This is a genomic window from Paraburkholderia fungorum (assembly GCF_046027605.1).
Taxonomy (GTDB): Bacteria; Pseudomonadota; Gammaproteobacteria; order Burkholderiales; family Burkholderiaceae; genus Paraburkholderia; species Paraburkholderia fungorum_F.
The window spans coordinates 69,463-85,993 of record NZ_JAQQEF010000009.1 but is presented as its reverse complement, the minus strand read 5'-3'; the positions used below and the strand labels follow the sequence as shown (position 1 = coordinate 85,993).

The 16,531-nt window shown below is 61.4% G+C and carries 15 protein-coding genes; 8 read left to right on the top strand and 7 right to left on the bottom strand.

Translation table 11 applies throughout. The features are described from left to right. Positions 1–11 precede the first annotated feature (11 nt). The gene (locus tag PQR53_RS16850) at positions 12–683 is read left to right on the top strand and encodes a DUF2939 domain-containing protein (protein ID WP_408455866.1); all 672 of its coding nucleotides are present in this window, start codon (positions 12–14) and stop codon (positions 681–683) included. A 312-nt stretch (positions 684–995) separates the two neighbouring features. Here PQR53_RS16850 and PQR53_RS16845 read toward each other — a convergent pair whose 3' ends face one another. Continuing rightward, positions 996–1,469 carry a universal stress protein gene (locus PQR53_RS16845; RefSeq protein ID WP_408455863.1) on the bottom strand — a complete coding sequence of 158 codons (474 nt, stop codon included), beginning with the start codon at positions 1,467–1,469 and terminating at the stop codon, positions 996–998. A gap of 474 nt (positions 1,470–1,943) precedes the next feature. Here PQR53_RS16845 and nodI point away from each other — a divergent pair, with 474 nt between their 5' ends. Further along, positions 1,944–2,858, top strand: a complete 915-nt coding sequence (gene nodI, locus PQR53_RS16840; RefSeq protein WP_408455860.1) for a nodulation factor ABC transporter ATP-binding protein NodI — start codon at positions 1,944–1,946, stop codon at positions 2,856–2,858. Positions 2,859–2,923: 65 nt separating this feature from the next. Beyond that, positions 2,924–3,751 carry an ABC transporter permease gene (locus tag PQR53_RS16835; RefSeq protein ID WP_408455857.1) on the top strand — a complete coding sequence of 276 codons (828 nt, stop codon included), beginning with the start codon at positions 2,924–2,926 and terminating at the stop codon, positions 3,749–3,751. A gap of 1,094 nt (positions 3,752–4,845) precedes the next feature. On the opposite strand, the gene PQR53_RS16830 is transcribed toward PQR53_RS16835, so the two are convergent. Both PQR53_RS16830 and PQR53_RS16825 read right to left on the bottom strand, forming a co-directional pair. Continuing rightward, a complete protein-coding gene (locus PQR53_RS16830) occupies positions 4,846–5,268 on the bottom strand; it encodes a hypothetical protein (protein WP_179731370.1) in 423 nt (140 codons plus the stop codon). 192 nt (positions 5,269–5,460) lie between these two features. Then, positions 5,461–6,420 carry a LysR family transcriptional regulator gene (locus tag PQR53_RS16825; protein WP_408455854.1) on the bottom strand — a complete coding sequence of 320 codons (960 nt, stop codon included), beginning with the start codon at positions 6,418–6,420 and terminating at the stop codon, positions 5,461–5,463. Between the two features lie 199 nt (positions 6,421–6,619). On the opposite strand from PQR53_RS16825, the gene PQR53_RS16820 reads away from it, so the two are divergent. The 4 genes from PQR53_RS16820 to PQR53_RS16805 all read left to right on the top strand — a co-directional run bounded on the left by PQR53_RS16820 (position 6,620) and on the right by PQR53_RS16805 (position 11,248). Beyond that, positions 6,620–8,041, top strand: coding sequence for a M20 family metallopeptidase (locus PQR53_RS16820; RefSeq protein WP_408455852.1), 1,422 nt, complete (start codon positions 6,620–6,622; stop codon positions 8,039–8,041). A gap of 277 nt (positions 8,042–8,318) precedes the next feature. Beyond that, positions 8,319–9,254, top strand: coding sequence for a LysR family transcriptional regulator (locus PQR53_RS16815; RefSeq protein ID WP_408455849.1), 936 nt, complete (start codon positions 8,319–8,321; stop codon positions 9,252–9,254). A 96-nt stretch (positions 9,255–9,350) separates the two neighbouring features. Next, positions 9,351–10,211, top strand: a complete 861-nt coding sequence (locus tag PQR53_RS16810) for an AraC family transcriptional regulator (protein ID WP_408455846.1) — start codon at positions 9,351–9,353, stop codon at positions 10,209–10,211. 77 nt (positions 10,212–10,288) lie between these two features. After that, on the top strand, positions 10,289–11,248 hold the full coding sequence (locus tag PQR53_RS16805; RefSeq protein ID WP_408455843.1) for a quinone oxidoreductase family protein: 960 nt from the start codon (positions 10,289–10,291) through the stop codon (positions 11,246–11,248). A gap of 137 nt (positions 11,249–11,385) precedes the next feature. On the opposite strand, the gene PQR53_RS16800 is transcribed toward PQR53_RS16805, so the two are convergent. Beyond that, a complete protein-coding gene (locus PQR53_RS16800) occupies positions 11,386–11,925 on the bottom strand; it encodes a gamma carbonic anhydrase family protein (protein ID WP_408455840.1) in 540 nt (179 codons plus the stop codon). A 742-nt stretch (positions 11,926–12,667) separates the two neighbouring features. Next, positions 12,668–13,720 (bottom strand): NADP(H)-dependent aldo-keto reductase, encoded by a 1,053-nt coding sequence (locus PQR53_RS16795; RefSeq protein ID WP_408455837.1) that lies wholly within the window; start codon positions 13,718–13,720, stop codon positions 12,668–12,670. A gap of 143 nt (positions 13,721–13,863) precedes the next feature. Between PQR53_RS16795 and PQR53_RS16790 the strand changes: the two genes are divergently transcribed. Further along, positions 13,864–14,076 carry a DUF3820 family protein gene (locus PQR53_RS16790; RefSeq protein WP_408455834.1) on the top strand — a complete coding sequence of 71 codons (213 nt, stop codon included), beginning with the start codon at positions 13,864–13,866 and terminating at the stop codon, positions 14,074–14,076. Positions 14,077–14,217: 141 nt separating this feature from the next. Here PQR53_RS16790 and cysC read toward each other — a convergent pair whose 3' ends face one another. Together cysC and PQR53_RS16780 are read right to left on the bottom strand one after the other, a co-directional pair. Then, positions 14,218–14,787, bottom strand: coding sequence for an adenylyl-sulfate kinase (cysC, locus tag PQR53_RS16785; protein ID WP_408455831.1), 570 nt, complete (start codon positions 14,785–14,787; stop codon positions 14,218–14,220). Further along, the gene (locus tag PQR53_RS16780; RefSeq protein WP_408455828.1) at positions 14,784–16,412 is read right to left on the bottom strand and encodes a tetratricopeptide repeat-containing sulfotransferase family protein; all 1,629 of its coding nucleotides are present in this window, start codon (positions 16,410–16,412) and stop codon (positions 14,784–14,786) included. Before PQR53_RS16780 ends, cysC begins: the two co-directional genes overlap by 4 nt. Positions 16,413–16,531 lie beyond the last annotated feature (119 nt).

The window sequence follows — 16,531 nt, the reverse complement described above, 5'->3', positions numbered from 1 at the left end:
AGTCCCACTCGATGGCAGTTTCAACACGCACCAGACGCAGCACGACCCGGCCACTCATCGTCACTTTGATTGTGATCGCGGTGATCGCCGCATTGGGGTTCGGTTACGCGTCGCCCTACATGGCGCTGAATAGCCTCAAGCGCGCGGCGGATGCGCGTGATGCGCAAACCGTCAATGAATACGTCGACTTTCCCGCCTTGCGCGAGAGCCTGAAGCAGCAGGTCACCGGCTTGTTATCGCGTCGGCTCGACTCGCATGGCAGCGGCAATCCGTTGGCCGCCATCGGCGCAATGATCGGGGTGGCCTTGATCGGTCCGCTGGTCGATGCTTATGCAACACCGGACGGCGTTGCGGCCTTGCTGAACGGCATGCCGCCGCGCGGCGATCCGGGTGAACGGCCGCCGGTGCCGCCTGCCGCGGGAAATTCGCCGGATGCCACGCCCCCCGCATCGGTGCCGGCATCCCCTGCCGCGGGCAATGGCGTCAACGGTGCTGCCAATATCGGCAATGGCGAGAACAGTGCAACGCCACCGCAACCGCCGCAGACAACTGCGGGTTATCGCAGCCTGAACGAGTTCGTCGTCACCTACCAACATGGTGCCGGCGATGCGCGTTATTCAGCGATCTTCCGGCGTGAAGGTTTGTTCACATGGAAGCTCGCCGCGGTCAATCTGAACGAGTAGTCCGAGTGATCGGTTGGCGAGCGCCGTCTCTTGAGCGAATCACCGTTTGACCGAACGGTCGCCATAGGCGAGCGTTCGGCTCCGGGGCCCATTTGACTCATGTGGCCACCTAGTCAGTTCAGTCCACGCGGCCCACCCAGCCCCGCGCACGCCCGCTGCCCCTACGTGCGTCAGGCGGCCGCCGCTTGCTGTAGCCCGTATTTCCGCGCGGAGGAGACGCCACAAGAACGCGGCACGAGATTCGGTCGAGCAGCAGGGTATTCCCCGTGCCGTCCACCCACGCGACAGTCGTCGCCCTTCACCCCGCGTAGGTCAGGCCGCCGCCGCTTGCTGCTGTTCCTGCTCCTGCGCGGAAGAACACGCCACCAGAATGCTGCACGAGATCCGGTCGAGCAGCGGAGTATTGCCCGCGCCCATCCACCATCGTGACAGACCGGTGCGACAACGGTGGCCGACCACCACGAGATCGACATGCAATTCGTTGGCCAGGTTGGCGATCTCGTCGATTGGATGGCCAAACGCAAAATGCCCTTGCGCGGTCACGCCGCGTTCGGTGAGCCAGTCCACCCCTTCCTGCAAAATGTCGCGGGCTGTTTTTTCGAAGCTTCCGCAAGCCACGTCGGTCAGCAGGCCCGCACTTTGCGCAATGCTCGAGCGCATGTCGACCACCGACAACAAGTGCGTTTCCGCCTTCAGCTCCATCGCCAGGTCGGCACCGCAACGTAACGCTTTGCGGCCTTCACGCGAGCCGTCGTAGCACAACAGGATTTTCTGGTAGCTCGCCATGATTTCTCTCCCATCCCGCGAGGAACGCGGTCTGAATGAATCATGGTGCGCCGCAATTCAGGTTGCAAGGGATGGAAAACGCTAAGTGCGTCCTAAACAGGTGCACGGGTGCGCCGAGGCAAGCCTGAGGCGGGTTTGGATCACCGATGCGCAAATTGTCACAGCGCAAGAAGCGCCGCACGGCGCAGCCGGCGGCGGTCAACACTGCGTTGCCAATGCCATAGAATGGGCGGCCTCAGGGGCCTGAGGGCTTAGGGGCCTGAGGGCTTAAGGGCCTCAGGGCTTAAGGGCTTAGGGGCCTAAGCGTCTTGGGGTCTTGGGGTCTTGGGGTCTTGGGGTCTTGGGGTCTTGGGGTCTTGGGGTCTTGGGGTCTTGGCGGCATAGTGGCCTGAGTGGCCTGAGTGGCCTAAGCGGCCTAGGGGACTTAGCGGCGTTAGCGGCCAATTACGTGTTTTCCGGAGCCTTGATCGATCCATGTCTGAAGCGGCCATTGAATTCCACGAGGTTAAAAAAAGCTACGGCGAAAAGACGGTCGTCGACGGATTGTCGTTTCATGTAAACGCCGGCGAATGTTTCGGCCTGCTCGGTCCGAACGGCGCAGGCAAGACCACGACGTTGCGCATGCTGCTCGGCATCGCGGCACCGGATGCCGGCACGATCCGCCTGTGCGGCGAGCCGATTCCGGGCCGCGCGCGGGTGGCGCGTGCGCGCGTCGGCGTGGTACCGCAGTTCGACAATCTCGATCCTGATTTCACGGTCCGCGAAAACCTGCTGGTGTTCGGCCGCTACTTCGGTCTGAGCGCCGCGCAGTGCCGCGCGATGGTGCCTTCGCTGCTCGAATTCGCGCGCCTTGAGAACAAGGCGGACGCGCGCGTGAGCGAACTGTCGGGCGGCATGAAGCGGCGCCTCACGCTGGCTCGGGCGCTCGTCAACGACCCTGACGTGCTGATCATGGACGAGCCGACCACCGGCCTCGATCCGCAAGCGCGCCATCTGATCTGGGAGCGGCTGCGCTCGCTGCTCTCACGCGGCAAGACCATTCTGCTGACTACGCACTTCATGGAAGAGGCTGAACGGCTGTGCCACCGCCTTTGCGTGATCGAGGAAGGACGCAAGATCGCCGAAGGTGCGCCGAGCGAATTGATTGCATCCGAGATCGGTTGCGATGTGATCGAAATCTTCGGACCCGATCCGGTCGCGTTGCGCGATGAACTGGCGCCGCTGGTCGAGCGCACCGAGATCAGCGGCGAGACGCTGTTCTGCTATGTGAACGATGCCCAACCGGTGCACGCCCGGCTCAAGCAGCGGGCCGATCTGCGCTATTTGCATCGCCCGGCGAATCTGGAGGATGTATTCCTGCGTCTGACCGGGCGCGAGATGCAGGACTGATGCGAAGCGACAGCCGCTCAGCTCGCATTCCTCTTCGGCTATAACGACACAGCAAGAGACACAGCATGGACGCACGCACTTACGACACCCACGGCGGGACACCGTCGAAGCAGGAAACGTTTGCCGCCTTCCCCGCCAACGCTGTCAACTGGATGGCGGTGTGGCGCCGCAACTATCTGGTTTGGAAAAAGCTCGCGATTGCTTCGATGTTCGGCAATCTTGCCGATCCGATGATCTATCTGTTCGGCCTGGGCTTCGGGCTGGGTCTGATGGTTGGGCACGTCGACGGCGTGTCGTATATCGCGTTTCTGGCGGCGGGCACGGTGGCATCGAGCGTGATGATGTCGGCCAGTTTCGAGTCGATGTATTCGGGCTTTTCGCGCATGCACGTACAGCGCACGTGGGAGGCGATCATGCATACGCCTCTGACGCTCGGCGACATCGTGCTCGGCGAGGTGATCTGGGCGGCCAGCAAATCGATGCTGTCGGGTGCGGCGATCATGCTGGTCGCGGGCGCACTGGGCTATGCGAGTTTTCCGTCGATGCTGCTGGCGTTGCCGGTGATCGTACTGACGGGGCTCGCGTTTGCGAGTCTCGCGATGGTGGTGACGGCGCTTGCGCCGTCGTATGACTTTTTTATGTTTTACCAGACGTTGGTGTTGACGCCGATGTTATTGCTGTCGGGGGTGTTCTTTCCTGTTTCGCAGTTGCCTGCTGTGGTGCGGATCGTGACTGAATTTTTGCCTTTGGCGCATGCTGTCGATTTGATTCGGCCGGCTATGCTGGGGCGGCCTGTTGATGGTGCTGTTTTGCACGTTGGCGTGCTCGTCGTTTACGTTGTGGGTGGGTTTGTTGTTTCGGCGGTTTTGTTTCGGCGAAGGATGATGAAATAAGGTTTTTTGCCTTCGGCGGGGTTTATGGTTGATGTGGTTGTTGCCTGTTCGCCTACGGCGTTGGCCTTTTCTTGAATTGGTTGCATGCACAGCGCTTATGGGTTGTTTGCCTACGACGTTGGCCTTTTCCTGAATTGTTTGCCTGCTCGCGTTTGGTTGCCTGTTCGCCTACGGCGTTGGCCTTTCCTTGATCTCTTAGTGGTCTATTAGCGTTGCCCCTGTGCGGGGCGGCACTTACTTTCTTTGCCGCCGCAAAGAAAGATAAGCAAAGAAAGCGGCTCAACCCGCTAGCGCATAAGCGGGTACCCCGCACAGTCGCGGTAGTGGTGCATCTGGAATCTGTGTTCCCGCACATTTGGCGTCGGTGACAAGGCAGTCATACTCCCCGCCTCGCACTGCGTGGTCGCCGGAAAGGTTCATCAGAAACATTGAGCTTCGTTTGGACGCGTCGGGCCCATCAACTTTGCCTCCAAAATGCCCTGGCGATAACCGAGAGAGGGAGACAAGGACAGAGACAAAGACAAAGGCAAAGGCAAAGGCAAAGGCAAAGGCAAAGGCAAAGGCAAAGGCAAAGGCAAAGGCAAAGGCAAAGGCAAAGGCAAAGATGCAGATACACGCTTAGCGAGCGTGCCAAATGAAGCGTGAACGCGAAAACGCCGCGGGCGATTTCAAGAAGTGCGCGTCGTCTCGCGCAGCGCGCGCCGGCACATGACGGCTTGCGAAGAGAAGCAAATGAAGAAGCCGATGACTGACACGATTCCTGAGCAAGCCCACCGCACTTCCCGCTGACCCGTTCCGGCGAGCACGCAGTGCGAGGCGGGAAGCATGAGCGCCTTGTCACTCACGCCGAATGTGCGAGAACACAGATTCCAGATGCACCACTACCGTAACTGTGCGGGGGACCCGCTTATGAGTTGGCGGGTTGAGCCGCTTTCTTTGCTTATCTTTCTTTGCGGCGGCAAAGAAAGTAAGTGCCGCCCCGCACAGGGGCAACACTAATAGTCCAATATCAATTCAAGGAAAGGCCAAAAAGCCAGTTCAAACAAAGTCCAACGCCGCAGGCAACCAACCAAACCCCAGCGCCCCGCGCAACTTCAATCCTCTTCATCCGTCCACGGAATATCCACGTCGGAAATAAAGGCCACCGTTGCAAACGGCCCCCCATCCTGACGCCCGATCTTCCCATCCGCCCGCTGCCACTCAACCCTGAACACCGTGCCAGGATCATCGGCAATCAACCGCACAGTCCGAACCTCGTCCGGATCCGCTTCCTCGACAGGACCGTCGAGCGAAACCTGCAATTCCTGCGGCCACAGCCCGTCGGTGGGATCGTAAATCTTGTCGCCGTCCGGAATCAGCGTGAATGCCTCGACGCCGATCGTCGCCGACGCGTCGACGATCATCTTGCCCAACGCGCGCAGCAACGCAGTCGCCCGCGCCGAGTTGGCCTGGCGAATTGCAAGATCTCCGCGCGTGAGCGCCTGCTCAAGTTTTGGGTTTGTTTTTTGTTGCGCCATTCGATGTCCTGAGTCCTATCGCTCTGTTGTGGACGGCACGCCCATTCAGCGCGTACCGCTCTCCATTTTTCGGGCTGAATCCTACCACTGGTGTGAGCCACAGCAGCACAAGCCGCGCAGCGGAGGCCGACCAGCCCGCCCCGTCCCCACAGTTTAGGTCGTGATTCGCGCGCCGGCAGGGAGATTTGCCTTTCAATGCGCGTCGCCACGCCTTCGGGCGGCCTTCGGCGCCGCAGCATCCGCGGACTTCGCGCCGCCGATCTCCCCGATCAGATGGTCGCGGAACGCCTTCACCGACGGCGGCAGTTCCCGTCCAGCCATTGTCTGGACCTGAATGCTGCGCTGGCGCATCTGCGGATGCACGAACGGTATCGCGACGAAGCCGTCGTCAAGATAACGGTCGCGCACCGACAGCAACCCCGTAAACATGACCGCCCCGGATTTCTGGGCATAACGGTACATCGCGCCGCTATGGTTGCAGGTGAGATCAGGCTCGAGCAGCACCCCTTCGAGCGCGCAGGTAATGTCGATCAGCTGACGAATCGTCGTGCCAGGCTCGGGCAGCACCAGCGGGTAGCGCCGCAGATCGGCCAGCGACAGCCTGGCGCGCCCAGCCAGCGGATGGTCGGCGCGCAGCAGCGCCAGCACCGGCGCGCGCTCGGTAAGTTCAACCTTGACGCCCTTTTCCGGCGCGAGACTGAACGTGAGGGCGAGATCGGCGTCGCCATCGCGCACCCGGCGAGTCGCCTCGCCCGGCGGCACCACGGAGAGCGTGAAGTCGATCGCCGGATAGTGAGCGCGAAAAGCCGCCATCGCGCCCGGCAGGAAGTCCACGGCGAACCCCTCCGAACTGGCCACCTTGATTATGCTGCCGTGCAACGCCGCGAGGCCGCCAATCTCCTTCATCACGTGCTCCGCCTCGAGCAGGCTGCGCTGCGCGTAGGCAAGCAACCGCTCGCCCGCCTCGGAGAGCGACATACCGCGCGGCCGCCGCTCGAACAGCGCAACGCCGAGATCGCCTTCGAGCCGCGCGATCTGCCGGCTGATCGCCGAAACGGCCACATGCAGGCGCGCGGACGCGTCGCTGATCGAGCCGGTCCGCGCCACTTCAACAAAATAGCGCACTGCAATGCCGTGTAATGAGAGTGCCATGAGCGATGCCTGATGCGCGCGTTTGCGACCTCGCGCGGATGCGCTGAGCTTTGCCTTTTCGGCAATGCCAGCTTCGAAAGACGATCATTGTGACAAAAATAACGGCCTCCTAGAATCGTTTCGAAGCGGATGGCCGCGATTCAGGCGCGCCACGCACGGCGCCGCGCCGCCATCCCCCACACCCGCATTGGAGACAACCATGAGCCGCGATCAGGCCATCGAACACGCCACGCATCATTTCGAATCAGGCGCTTTCCTTCAGAATCTCAACCGGCGCGTCGGCTTTCGCACCGAGAGCCAGGAAAGCGAGCGCGCCGCCACGCTGCTGGCGTATCTGACTGACGAAATCACGCCCGAAGTCGAAGGTCTCGGCTTCAGCACGCGCATCGTCGATAACCCGGCGCAAGGATCCGGACCGTTCCTGTTCGCCCATCGCCATGAAGACGAGCGTCTGCCGACCGTGCTGATCTACGGCCATGGCGACGTGGTGCGCGGCTACGACAGCCAGTGGCGCGCCCCGCTGACGCCGTGGGCCGTGACCATCGAAGGCGAACGCTGGTTTGGCCGTGGCACCGCCGACAACAAGGGCCAGCACTCGATCAACCTCGCGGCGCTCGCGAGCGTACTGGCCGCGCGCGGCGGCAAGCTCGGCTTCAACGCGAAGCTGCTGATCGAGATGGGTGAGGAAACCGGCTCGCCGGGGCTCGACGCGATCTGTCACCAGCACAAACAGGAACTGGCAGCAGACGTGCTGATCGCCTCCGACGGCCCACGTCTCGCCGCGCGCCGCCCCACCGTGTTCCTCGGCTCGCGCGGCTCGGTGAACTTCAAGCTCTCGCTGAATCTGCGCGCCGGCGCGCATCACTCGGGCAATTGGGGCGGTCTGTTGCGCAATCCGGCCACCGTGCTGGCGAACGCGCTGGCAAGCCTGGTGGACGCGCGTGGCGTGATCGCGGTCGACGGTCTGCGTCCGCCGCCGATTCCCGAGGCGGTGCGTCGAGCATTGGCGGATATCCCGGTGGGCGGCGGCCCGGGCGACCCGGCCGTCGACGATAACTGGGGCGAGCCCGGTCTCACGCCACCGGAACGGGTGTTCGGCTGGAACAGCTTCGAAGTGCTGGCCTTCAAGGCGGGCAATCCCGAGAACCCGGTCAATGCGATTCCGTCGTCCGCGTTCGCGCATTGCCAGTTGCGTTTTGTGGTCGGTACCGACTGGGAAAACCTCGAGCAGCATCTGCGCGCGCATCTGGACACGCATGGTTTTTCGCTGGTCGAGATCAGCGCCGAGCGCGGTGCGCCCGCGACGCGTCTGAATCCCGACGACCCGTGGGTCACGTGGGCCATCGCCTCGCTCGAACAGACTACCGGCAAAAAAACAGCGGTGTTGCCGAATCTCGGCGGCACGCTGCCCAACGAAGTATTCGCCGACACGCTCGGCCTGCCGACCATCTGGGTGCCGCATTCCTACCCGGCCTGCTCGCAGCACGCGCCGAACGAGCATTTGCTAGGACCGGTGGTGCGCGAAGGTCTGCAGATCATGGCGGGGCTGTTCTGGGATCTCGGCGAGAACTCGCCGCGCGCAAGCGCAAAGACCACGGAAGCCACCCAAACCGCGGTCTGAGCGATCGACGCAGCACGCGTGCACGACCCCGGCAGTTCGTCGGTCGTTGCCAGATTGGCATGCCATGCACTCGCGTCCGGCCGTGCATTGAACTAACGTGCCAGCACCGAGTAAATCTGTGCGACGACGGCGGCGCCTTCACCGACCGCCGCAGCCACGCGTTTGACTGACGAAGAACTCGTCAGGGGAGATTTGTCCGAAATTCGAAAGTAACTGTCCCGTCAACGGGACCGGCCGGCGCTAGAGTGCGTACTATGGCGGCCAAGGTCTGCCGCCGATGCAAACTCAATGCGAGGTAGTGGTGGACGTACTGACAGCGATGAAGGTGTTCGTTAAGGTAGCAGAGGCGAATAGCTACGCTCACGCATCCGAGACGCTGGAGATGGGCGTTCCGCGCATCAGCCGGGTCATCACTGATCTGGAGGACCATCTCGGCACGCGGCTGCTGCAACGGACCACACGCAAGATGTCGCCGACCGAGGCCGGGCGCATCTACCTGGAACGCTGCCGTCAGATACTTGGCGAAGTCGAAGAAACGTATTCGATGCTGTCGACGAACGCAGTCAGCACTTCAGGGCGGCTTCGCATTGTGGCGCCATCCCTGTTTGCCATGCGCAAGCTAGGGCCGATTCTGAGCGCCTATCAACATGAGTACCCCAATGTCATTGTCGACCTTGCTCTGGTCGATCGCGCTGTCGATCTCATCGAGGAGGAGTTCGACCTGGGGATTCTCGCGACGCGCCACGTCACGGCGCAGACGCTCGTCTCAAGACATTTGACATCAACCGACTACTACATTTGCTCGTCGCCTGACTATATCGCCAGGAACGGCGCGCCCGCGCATCCGGCTGAGTTGACCAATCATCCTTATCTTTCATTCCGCACCGCGCTGGCTACCGACGAAATTATCTTCAACGCACCGGATGGAACCGAGGTCCGTGCTACGCCGAAACCCACCCTGTACGCCAACAACATCGGAATGGTTCGTGAGTGCGTGCTTGCGGGCTTAGGCATCGCAACGCTTGCCGCCTATCTCGTCGAAGACGACATTCGCACTGGCAAGCTCACGCGTCTGTTGCCGCAGTACAGCCTGCCCGACCGGGAATTTCGCATCGTCTACTCAAATCGCAAATTCCTGCCTTTAAAAGTCAAGGCATTCGTCGATATGGCCGTCGCACACTTCCGCGAACCGGTTAAGGCGAGCCTGCCGTAACCCCTCGCGCAGCCGCCGCCTTATCGAACTGGCTAACATTGATTTACGGGCCGCCTCGCACTACTCTTTCGCGCAACAACACGTGGATTGACGACTATGTCCAAAGCAGCACCGCCCGATCTGTCCGATGATTCCGGCCGCGGCAAATCGTTGGCGAGACCCTACCCACGGGGACTGCGTATCGACCCACACGCCCACGACTGGGCACAAGTGCTTTACGCGGTAGCCGGTGTCATGTGGGTCGAAGTCGGCCGCGAAGCGCTGGTCGTGCCGCCTCAGCGTGCAGTATGGTTACCCCCGAATACGGTGCACTCCATCCGCATGATGAGTGCGGTCGAAATGCGTAACCTGTACCTACGCGAGAGTGATGTTCAGCATCTGAGCAGGCAGCCCGACGTTTTTGAAATCAATGGTCTGCTTCGCGAACTCATCACCACCATTGCCGAACGGGAGGCTGAAAGAAACCAGGAGTACCTCGAAGTAGCGTACCGCCTCGTTGCACTCGAACTTGGGCATGCGAACCGTTATTCGCTCCGGATTCCCCTGCCCGACGAATCTGACCGGAGACTCGATGTTCTTTGCCGCGCGGTAATAGAAAACCCATCCGTGGATATCAGCTTCGAGCAACATGCAGCGTCAGTCGGCGCGAGCGTCAGAACGCTCGCACGTCTGTTTTCGCGCTCGCTCGGTATTGGCTTTGCCGAATGGAGGCGCCAGGTTCAATTGGCGATTGCGGTTTCGAAGCTGGCCGAGGGCCAGTCCGTGAGTGCAGTGGCTCGCGCGCTCGGCTATCGCCCGAGCAGCTTCAGCGACATGTTCCGGCGCGAACTCGGAACCTCACCAAGCGAATTCTGTGCGGATGAAAAGTTATCGGACGAGTCCGGGACAAGCGATGAACCCGTGGCCGCCGATGCGGACCGGACCGATTCTGTCCGCAACTCGAAAGCGGTTGTCTGAACAGCAACGATTCATGTCTCTACACTGATTTCAGCGGTTGCAGTTCACAGCCCTTCATAAAATCAGGAACGGACGACATGAAAGCCTTGCAATTCAAAACCTTTGGTAAGCCGGATGTTCTCGAGAATGTGGAAGTGCCGACGCCGGAACGCGATAGCCTGAGCGCAATCGTGCAGGTTCGCAGCGCGTCGGTGAACCCTAGCGACGTCAAGAACGTCTCCGGGCACTTCGACCATACCGTTCCTCCGCGCATTCCCGGACGGGACTTCAGCGGCGTCGTGGTAGACGGTCCGACCGAGTGGCTCGGCAAGGAAGTCTGGGGCACAGGCGGCGACATCGGATTCACGCGGGACGGCACTCACGCGCAATTCATCAAGGTGCCGATTGCCGCACTTTCCCGTAAGCCGGGCAACCTGTCACACGAAGAAGCCTCTGCTATCGGCGTGAACTTCGTCGTAGCGTGGCTTGGCACGGTGAGCTACGCGCACCTGACTGAAGGTGAGACCATCGCTGTCATTGGTGCCGGCGGCGGCGTGGGCGGGGCGGTGACGCAAATCGCCAAGGCACGCAATTGCCGGGTCATCGGGATTGATCGCGCAGCGCCGGCCGCAGGTTCTCCCGCGGCCTCTCTGATCGACGAGTTCGTTCCGTTCGGCGACAATACCGTCGAACGCGTTCGTGAGCTGACGGGGGGTGTCGATGTCGTCTACGACTCCGTCGGTGGCATTGCATTCGAAACTGCACTGCACCTTGCAAAGCGACGCGGTCGCGTGGTGGAAATCAGCTCAACGGGCAAACGCCGCGTTGACTTTGACGTCATCGATTTCTATCACAACGAGACACAATTGCTTGGCGCCGACAGTGCAAAGCTAGGCGTCGCCGAGTCCGCTCCGCTGATGACGGCTCTGGTTGAAGGATTCGAAAGCGGGAAACTCCGGGCTCCGCTGATTGGCCACCGCTACGGGTTAGCCGATGGACAGGACGCGTACCGCGCTGTCGCCGAGGGCACCGTCGGCCGCGTGGTCATCAACATGTGAGCGACAGAAACGGGCCCAATACTACTGAAGGCCCGTTAAGAAGTTGCCATGAAGTGTCGACGTCGATGCGCATTGAATCCCACTCGCTGCCACGCCGTTTGAATGCGCACCGCGACGGGTCGCGATGCGCCGAACCACTAGAAATGCATGACGACGGGCTTGGAGAACACATATCGCTCTCCAAGCGCCACATAGCGTTCAGCAGCGGCCAGAATGCCCGCGGCTTCTTCTTCGGTAACATTCCTTAGGAAACGGGCTGGATTTCCCGCCCACAGCTCGCCTGAGCCGACGACCTTGCCCGGCGTCAGTACGGCGCCTGCAGCCAGCATCCCACCTGTACGGACGACTGCGTCGTCGAGGACGCGCGTGCCGAAACCCACAAAGGCCCGGTCTTCGATTCTACATGCGTGAAGGATTGCACCATGCCCCACGGTGACCTGACTGCCTACCAGCGTCGGTGCGCCGTTGGTTGTACCGTGCAGAATGCAGCCATCCTGAATATTCGTTCTGGCGCCCACAACGATGCGTTGGACGTCGCCTCGTAATACGGAGTTGAACCAGATTGAAGCTTTCTCCCCAATCCGCACATCTCCGACAATGGACACGCCGGGCGCAACGAAGACTGACTTATGTATCGACGGTGTACCAAATTGCGTTCCGTCCAGTTGTTCGCTCATGTGTTCAATCCCAGTAACTCCCGTTTCAGACGAGTCGCGCATGCCTCGATTGCATCCGGCAAGATCGCGATGCTGTCGAGGTGAGATAAATCCGTCATTCCAGTCTCCATTGCCTTTCTGAAGCGGTCGGCCGAAATGGATCAGCGCGACAGGGACCCGTCGATGGGCGCCCTGCGCTCCAGCGTGAATTGCGTTTGGCCCTTCATGTCATGCTATCCAGTTCCCAGGCGCCAGACGGACAATCGCTTCCGAGTTTCTGCCAGGTTTATCGATACCTGAAGCGCTGTCCGATTTTCGTGATGCGGTTATCTGGCACCAGGAATCTGACTGGCCCGTCATCAGAATCGCCTCTTCGAACGGGGGCGTCATGGACGCGCTAAATGACGGGATACCGGGCTGACGCGAGGTAGCGATGCACCATGAGCCCTTGAGTGGCCAAGGGACGCTTCAGTTTGCAGCCAGCATCCGCTATTGATTTCTGCGGCGGCCACAACTGTGGTGGTCGTGGCTTTGAACGGCTCGGAACCGTTTGTTCAGGAAGGTGGCTTGATAGGAGATGGTCTGACGATCTTCAGTCGCGTTCTAACGCGCTTCTGTTTTCGCTATATACGATTCGCTGAGCGTGTTTGAGGTTGGCGATCCTCGCGAAACGGATCAACATCAACTCATGCTCGTGTCCCGGCAACGATGCCGGGACAACACTCAATCAAACTCGTGCCGACTTAATAAGACTTAAGGCACCTCAAGGCGCCGGATTCGGCTGCAACTCGTGCAGCTTGTCGATCTCCGCAAGCACTTCCGGCGAGAGTTTCACCTCGGCGCTGGCGATATTTTCTTTCAGTTGCTCGAGCGACGTGGCGCCGATCAGATTGCTCGTCAAGAACGGCCGGCTATTGACGAAGGCCAGCGCGAATTGCGCGGGCGACAAACCGTGACGCTTCGCCAGTTCCACATAACGCGTGGTTGCCTGAACCGCTTGCGGCTTGCTGTAGCGCTGAAAGCGCTCGAACAGCGAGATGCGGGCGCCTGCCGGGCGTGCGCCACCTTCATACTTGCCCGACAGCCAGCCGAAGGCCAGCGGCGAATAGGCAAGCAGGCCGATATTGTCGCGATGCGCGTACTCGGACAGCCCCACTTCGTAGGTACGGTTCAACAGGCTATACGGATTCTGGATACTGACGATGCGCGGCAAGTCGAGCTTTTCCGCCGCGCGCAGAAACTGCGCGACACCCCACGGCGTTTCGTTCGACACGCCGATATGGCGAATCTTGCCGGCCTTGACGAACTCGGCGAGTACCGACAGGGTTTCTTCGATCGGCACCGTGTACGCGTCGTCGACCCACGGATAGGCGGGACGGCCGAACGTCATCGTGCTGCGATCCGGCCAGTGCAACTGATACAGATCGACGTAGTCCGTTTGCAGGCGCTTGAGGCTATCGTTCAGCGCTTCGGTCAGGTTCTTGCGGTCGAACTGGTTGCCCTCGCCGCGAATATGGCGCGGATTGTGCGGTTGACGCGCCGGGCCGGCGATCTTGGTGGCCAGCACGATCTTCTCGCGCGCGCCGCGGTGCCGGGCGATCCACGTGCCGATGTAACGCTCGGTCGAGCCTTGCGTTTCAGGGCGCGGCGGCACCGGGTACATTTCCGCGGCGTCGAGCAGATTGACGCCGTGGTCGAGCGCGTAATCGATCTGTGCGTGCGCTTCCTGCTCGGTATTCTGCTCGCCCCATGTCATGGTGCCGAGACCGATCAGGCTCACCTGCACATCCGAGTTGCCGAGTCTGCGGTATTCCATCGAACTTGTCCTGTTGAATATGTGAACGGAAAGCGCGTGACGTTACCATGCCGGCGCAATGCCTGCAGCGCAGCTAAAATGCTGTTCCTGCAGGCACGGCGCACTTCGCCGCCCTGACCGATTGTCTCCGTTGCCCATCTGCGATGAATGCCGAACACCTCGAACTGCTGGTCACACGCGTGATGCCTTACGGCAAATACAAAGGCCGGCTGATCGCGGACCTGCCGGGCCACTATCTGAACTGGTTTGCGAGCCAGGGCTTTCCGCCGGGCGAAATCGGCCGTCTGCTGGCGTTGATGCACGAGATCGATCACAACGGTTTGTCGTCGCTGATCGAACCTTTACGCAAGCGCTGAGTTAAGCACCAAGGCAGACGCTGAGCGCGGCGCATTCGGCGGATGCCAGCCCGGAATGACCGCGAGTACGCGCAACATCAAGCACGCCGCGGCGCCTGGTGGATAGTTTGCGCGGACAAAAAAACATCCGCTTTGCACCGGCTATTCCCCGAGACCAGGCCCGCCCCCGGTTTCGCAGGGCAGGCAGCCCATCCTGGTGAGATGCGCCACGAGGCGGCTCACCGCCTGCTCAAGCGGAATCCGATCGGTTTCGAGCGTGACATCCGGTTCGAGCGGCACGTCGAATGGTCCGGAAACCCCGGTGAAATGGGGAATCTCACCGCGCCGCGCCCGCGCGTACAGGCCTTTGACATCGCGTGCCTCGCACACCGCCAGCGGCGCATTCACGAACACTTCGACAAAACCCTCGCCCACGATCTCGCGCGCCATGCGCCGATGCCGCTGCTCGGGCGAGATCACCGCGGCAATCGCGATGAAGCCCTGCTGCATGAACAGCGCCGCGACATGCGCGACCCGCCGCAGATTCTCGGCGCGGTCTTCGGGCGTGAAGCCGAGGTCGGCGGTCAGGCCGCGCCGCAGTACATCGCCGTCGAGCACGACCGAAGCATGCCCCGCTTCTTTCAGACACTGATGCAACGCGCCGGCCACGGTCGATTTACCGGCGCCCGACAAGCCGGTCATCCAGATGACAGCGCCACGGGGCGCGCTCATGATTTGCGCTCCGTGCCGGTGGCCGCCGTATCGGGTCTGTCAGCCGTGCTCGTCGTGTCAGCCGCATTGGCCTCTGCAAGCGGCGCCTCCTCGTGCGCGCCAGGGCTGTCAGCGGGCGCCAGTTCAGGCCCCAGCCCGTCGAGCAAGGGCTGCAGCAGCGCGGGCTGCGGCTGCCAGCGCCGCACCGACGTCTTGTAGAGCGGACGGCGCACCTGCGCCGCGCTTGCCGTACTCACCTGCCGCACAGTCTGATGAAACGACAGACAGCGCGCGTCCCAGTCAAGTCCGCAATGCTCGAGCAAGCGCCGGACATTAACCTCGAAGTCTTCGACCAGTTCTTCGTATTTGATTTCGATCATCGTGCCCTCGGGTAACACCTGCTGCCAATGTGCCATCAACGCGTCGTACGCGCGATAGTATCGGCCCAGTTCACCCAGATCGTAGCTGAACGGCACGTCGTGGAAAATTCGCGAAAAAATCGACAGACAGCTTTGCAGCGGCGAGCGGGTGCTATGAATGAAGCGCGCATTCGGCAACGCCAGATGGATCAGCCCGACATTGATGAAATTGAACGGGTATTTGTCGGTGAAACGTGTATAGGCCGGGGTTGCGTCCCGCAGTTCCGGCAGCGCCGTGACCATGTGACGCAAGTAGTCGGCGCCGAGCGGGCGCAATTGCGTGGCGCTCACGCCGTCCAGTGCTTCGAGATCGATACGTAACGGGTCGCCCGCATCGCGTCCGATGAAATTCACCAACGCCTCGCCGAACTCCGTGCGCTCCCCCGCGCCGAAAACCTGCGGATGACTCGCGAGGATCTGTTCGATCAGGGTCGAACCGGAGCGTGGCATGCCGACGATAAAAATCGGCGCCGCCGACGGATCGCCCAGACCGCGCTTCGCTGCCAGCACCTCCGAAGTCAGCAGCTCCGGCAAATGAGCGAACAGGCCGAGCGACGCGGCTTCGTCGTAACGCACGCCGCTCCGGTACTGCGCATTGGCTTTCAGGAAATGCTCGAACGACGCGTCGTTGCGGCCCACATCGGAGAGTGCCTGACCATACGCGAAGTGAATCTCCGCCTGATTGGCGGGCGTGAACAAAGCGGCCGCGCCTACGAGTTGCTCGAGCGCGACGAACACCGGATCGTCGGCGGCAAGGCGCTTGGACTGCACGAAATTGCGGTAGTACAACGGCACCAGCGGGGCGGCTCCGATCGCGCGGCGGTAGGCCTCGTGCGACTCGTCGAACCGGCCGAGTACCTGCAGGCAGTTGGCCATGTTGTTGTGCGAGCCGTCGGCGTTCGGATTCAGCCGGACTGCTTCGCGATAGGCTTCTACCGCCTGCTCGGGCCGGTGCATCTGCTCGAACGACCGGGCAAGGCCGTGATGCAAATCGGCGTTGCGCGGATCGAATGCGATTGCTTCGTGATAGCGGGCGACGGCTTCGGGAAAGCGGTTCAGCGCGGCGAGCGTCGCGGCGACGCGCTCGAGATTGACGACATCGGCGGGATCGAGCGAGCGCGCTGCTTCGAAACATTGGAGTGCGGCCTGGAGTTCGCCGCGGTCAACCCAGGCGTCGCCTTCAGCGCGCCTTTCGGATGCGATTGCCGGCGGTGTATCTTGCTTCATTGACGGCCAGGTTTGTGCGGGCTTCGCATCGAGCGGCCCGGCAATGGGGAGTGCGTTCTTCTTCGTCCAGCCTCAGCAAGCGTGCGACTGGATTCAAAGGCAAATTGTCTGACGGGAAA

Coding starts and splice junctions, on each gene's coding strand:
- PQR53_RS16850 (WP_408455866.1), top strand. CDS start 12: ATGGCAGTTTCAACACGCACCAGACGCAGCACGACCCGGCCACTCATC.
- PQR53_RS16845 (WP_408455863.1), bottom strand. CDS start 1,469: ATGGCGAGCTACCAGAAAATCCTGTTGTGCTACGACGGCTCGCGTGAA.
- nodI (WP_408455860.1), top strand. CDS start 1,944: ATGTCTGAAGCGGCCATTGAATTCCACGAGGTTAAAAAAAGCTACGGC.
- PQR53_RS16835 (WP_408455857.1), top strand. CDS start 2,924: ATGGACGCACGCACTTACGACACCCACGGCGGGACACCGTCGAAGCAG.
- PQR53_RS16830 (WP_179731370.1), bottom strand. CDS start 5,268: ATGGCGCAACAAAAAACAAACCCAAAACTTGAGCAGGCGCTCACGCGC.
- PQR53_RS16825 (WP_408455854.1), bottom strand. CDS start 6,420: ATGGCACTCTCATTACACGGCATTGCAGTGCGCTATTTTGTTGAAGTG.
- PQR53_RS16820 (WP_408455852.1), top strand. CDS start 6,620: ATGAGCCGCGATCAGGCCATCGAACACGCCACGCATCATTTCGAATCA.
- PQR53_RS16815 (WP_408455849.1), top strand. CDS start 8,319: ATGCAAACTCAATGCGAGGTAGTGGTGGACGTACTGACAGCGATGAAG.
- PQR53_RS16810 (WP_408455846.1), top strand. CDS start 9,351: ATGTCCAAAGCAGCACCGCCCGATCTGTCCGATGATTCCGGCCGCGGC.
- PQR53_RS16805 (WP_408455843.1), top strand. CDS start 10,289: ATGAAAGCCTTGCAATTCAAAACCTTTGGTAAGCCGGATGTTCTCGAG.
- PQR53_RS16800 (WP_408455840.1), bottom strand. CDS start 11,925: ATGAGCGAACAACTGGACGGAACGCAATTTGGTACACCGTCGATACAT.
- PQR53_RS16795 (WP_408455837.1), bottom strand. CDS start 13,720: ATGGAATACCGCAGACTCGGCAACTCGGATGTGCAGGTGAGCCTGATC.
- PQR53_RS16790 (WP_408455834.1), top strand. CDS start 13,864: ATGAATGCCGAACACCTCGAACTGCTGGTCACACGCGTGATGCCTTAC.
- cysC (WP_408455831.1), bottom strand. CDS start 14,787: ATGAGCGCGCCCCGTGGCGCTGTCATCTGGATGACCGGCTTGTCGGGC.
- PQR53_RS16780 (WP_408455828.1), bottom strand. CDS start 16,412: ATGAAGCAAGATACACCGCCGGCAATCGCATCCGAAAGGCGCGCTGAA.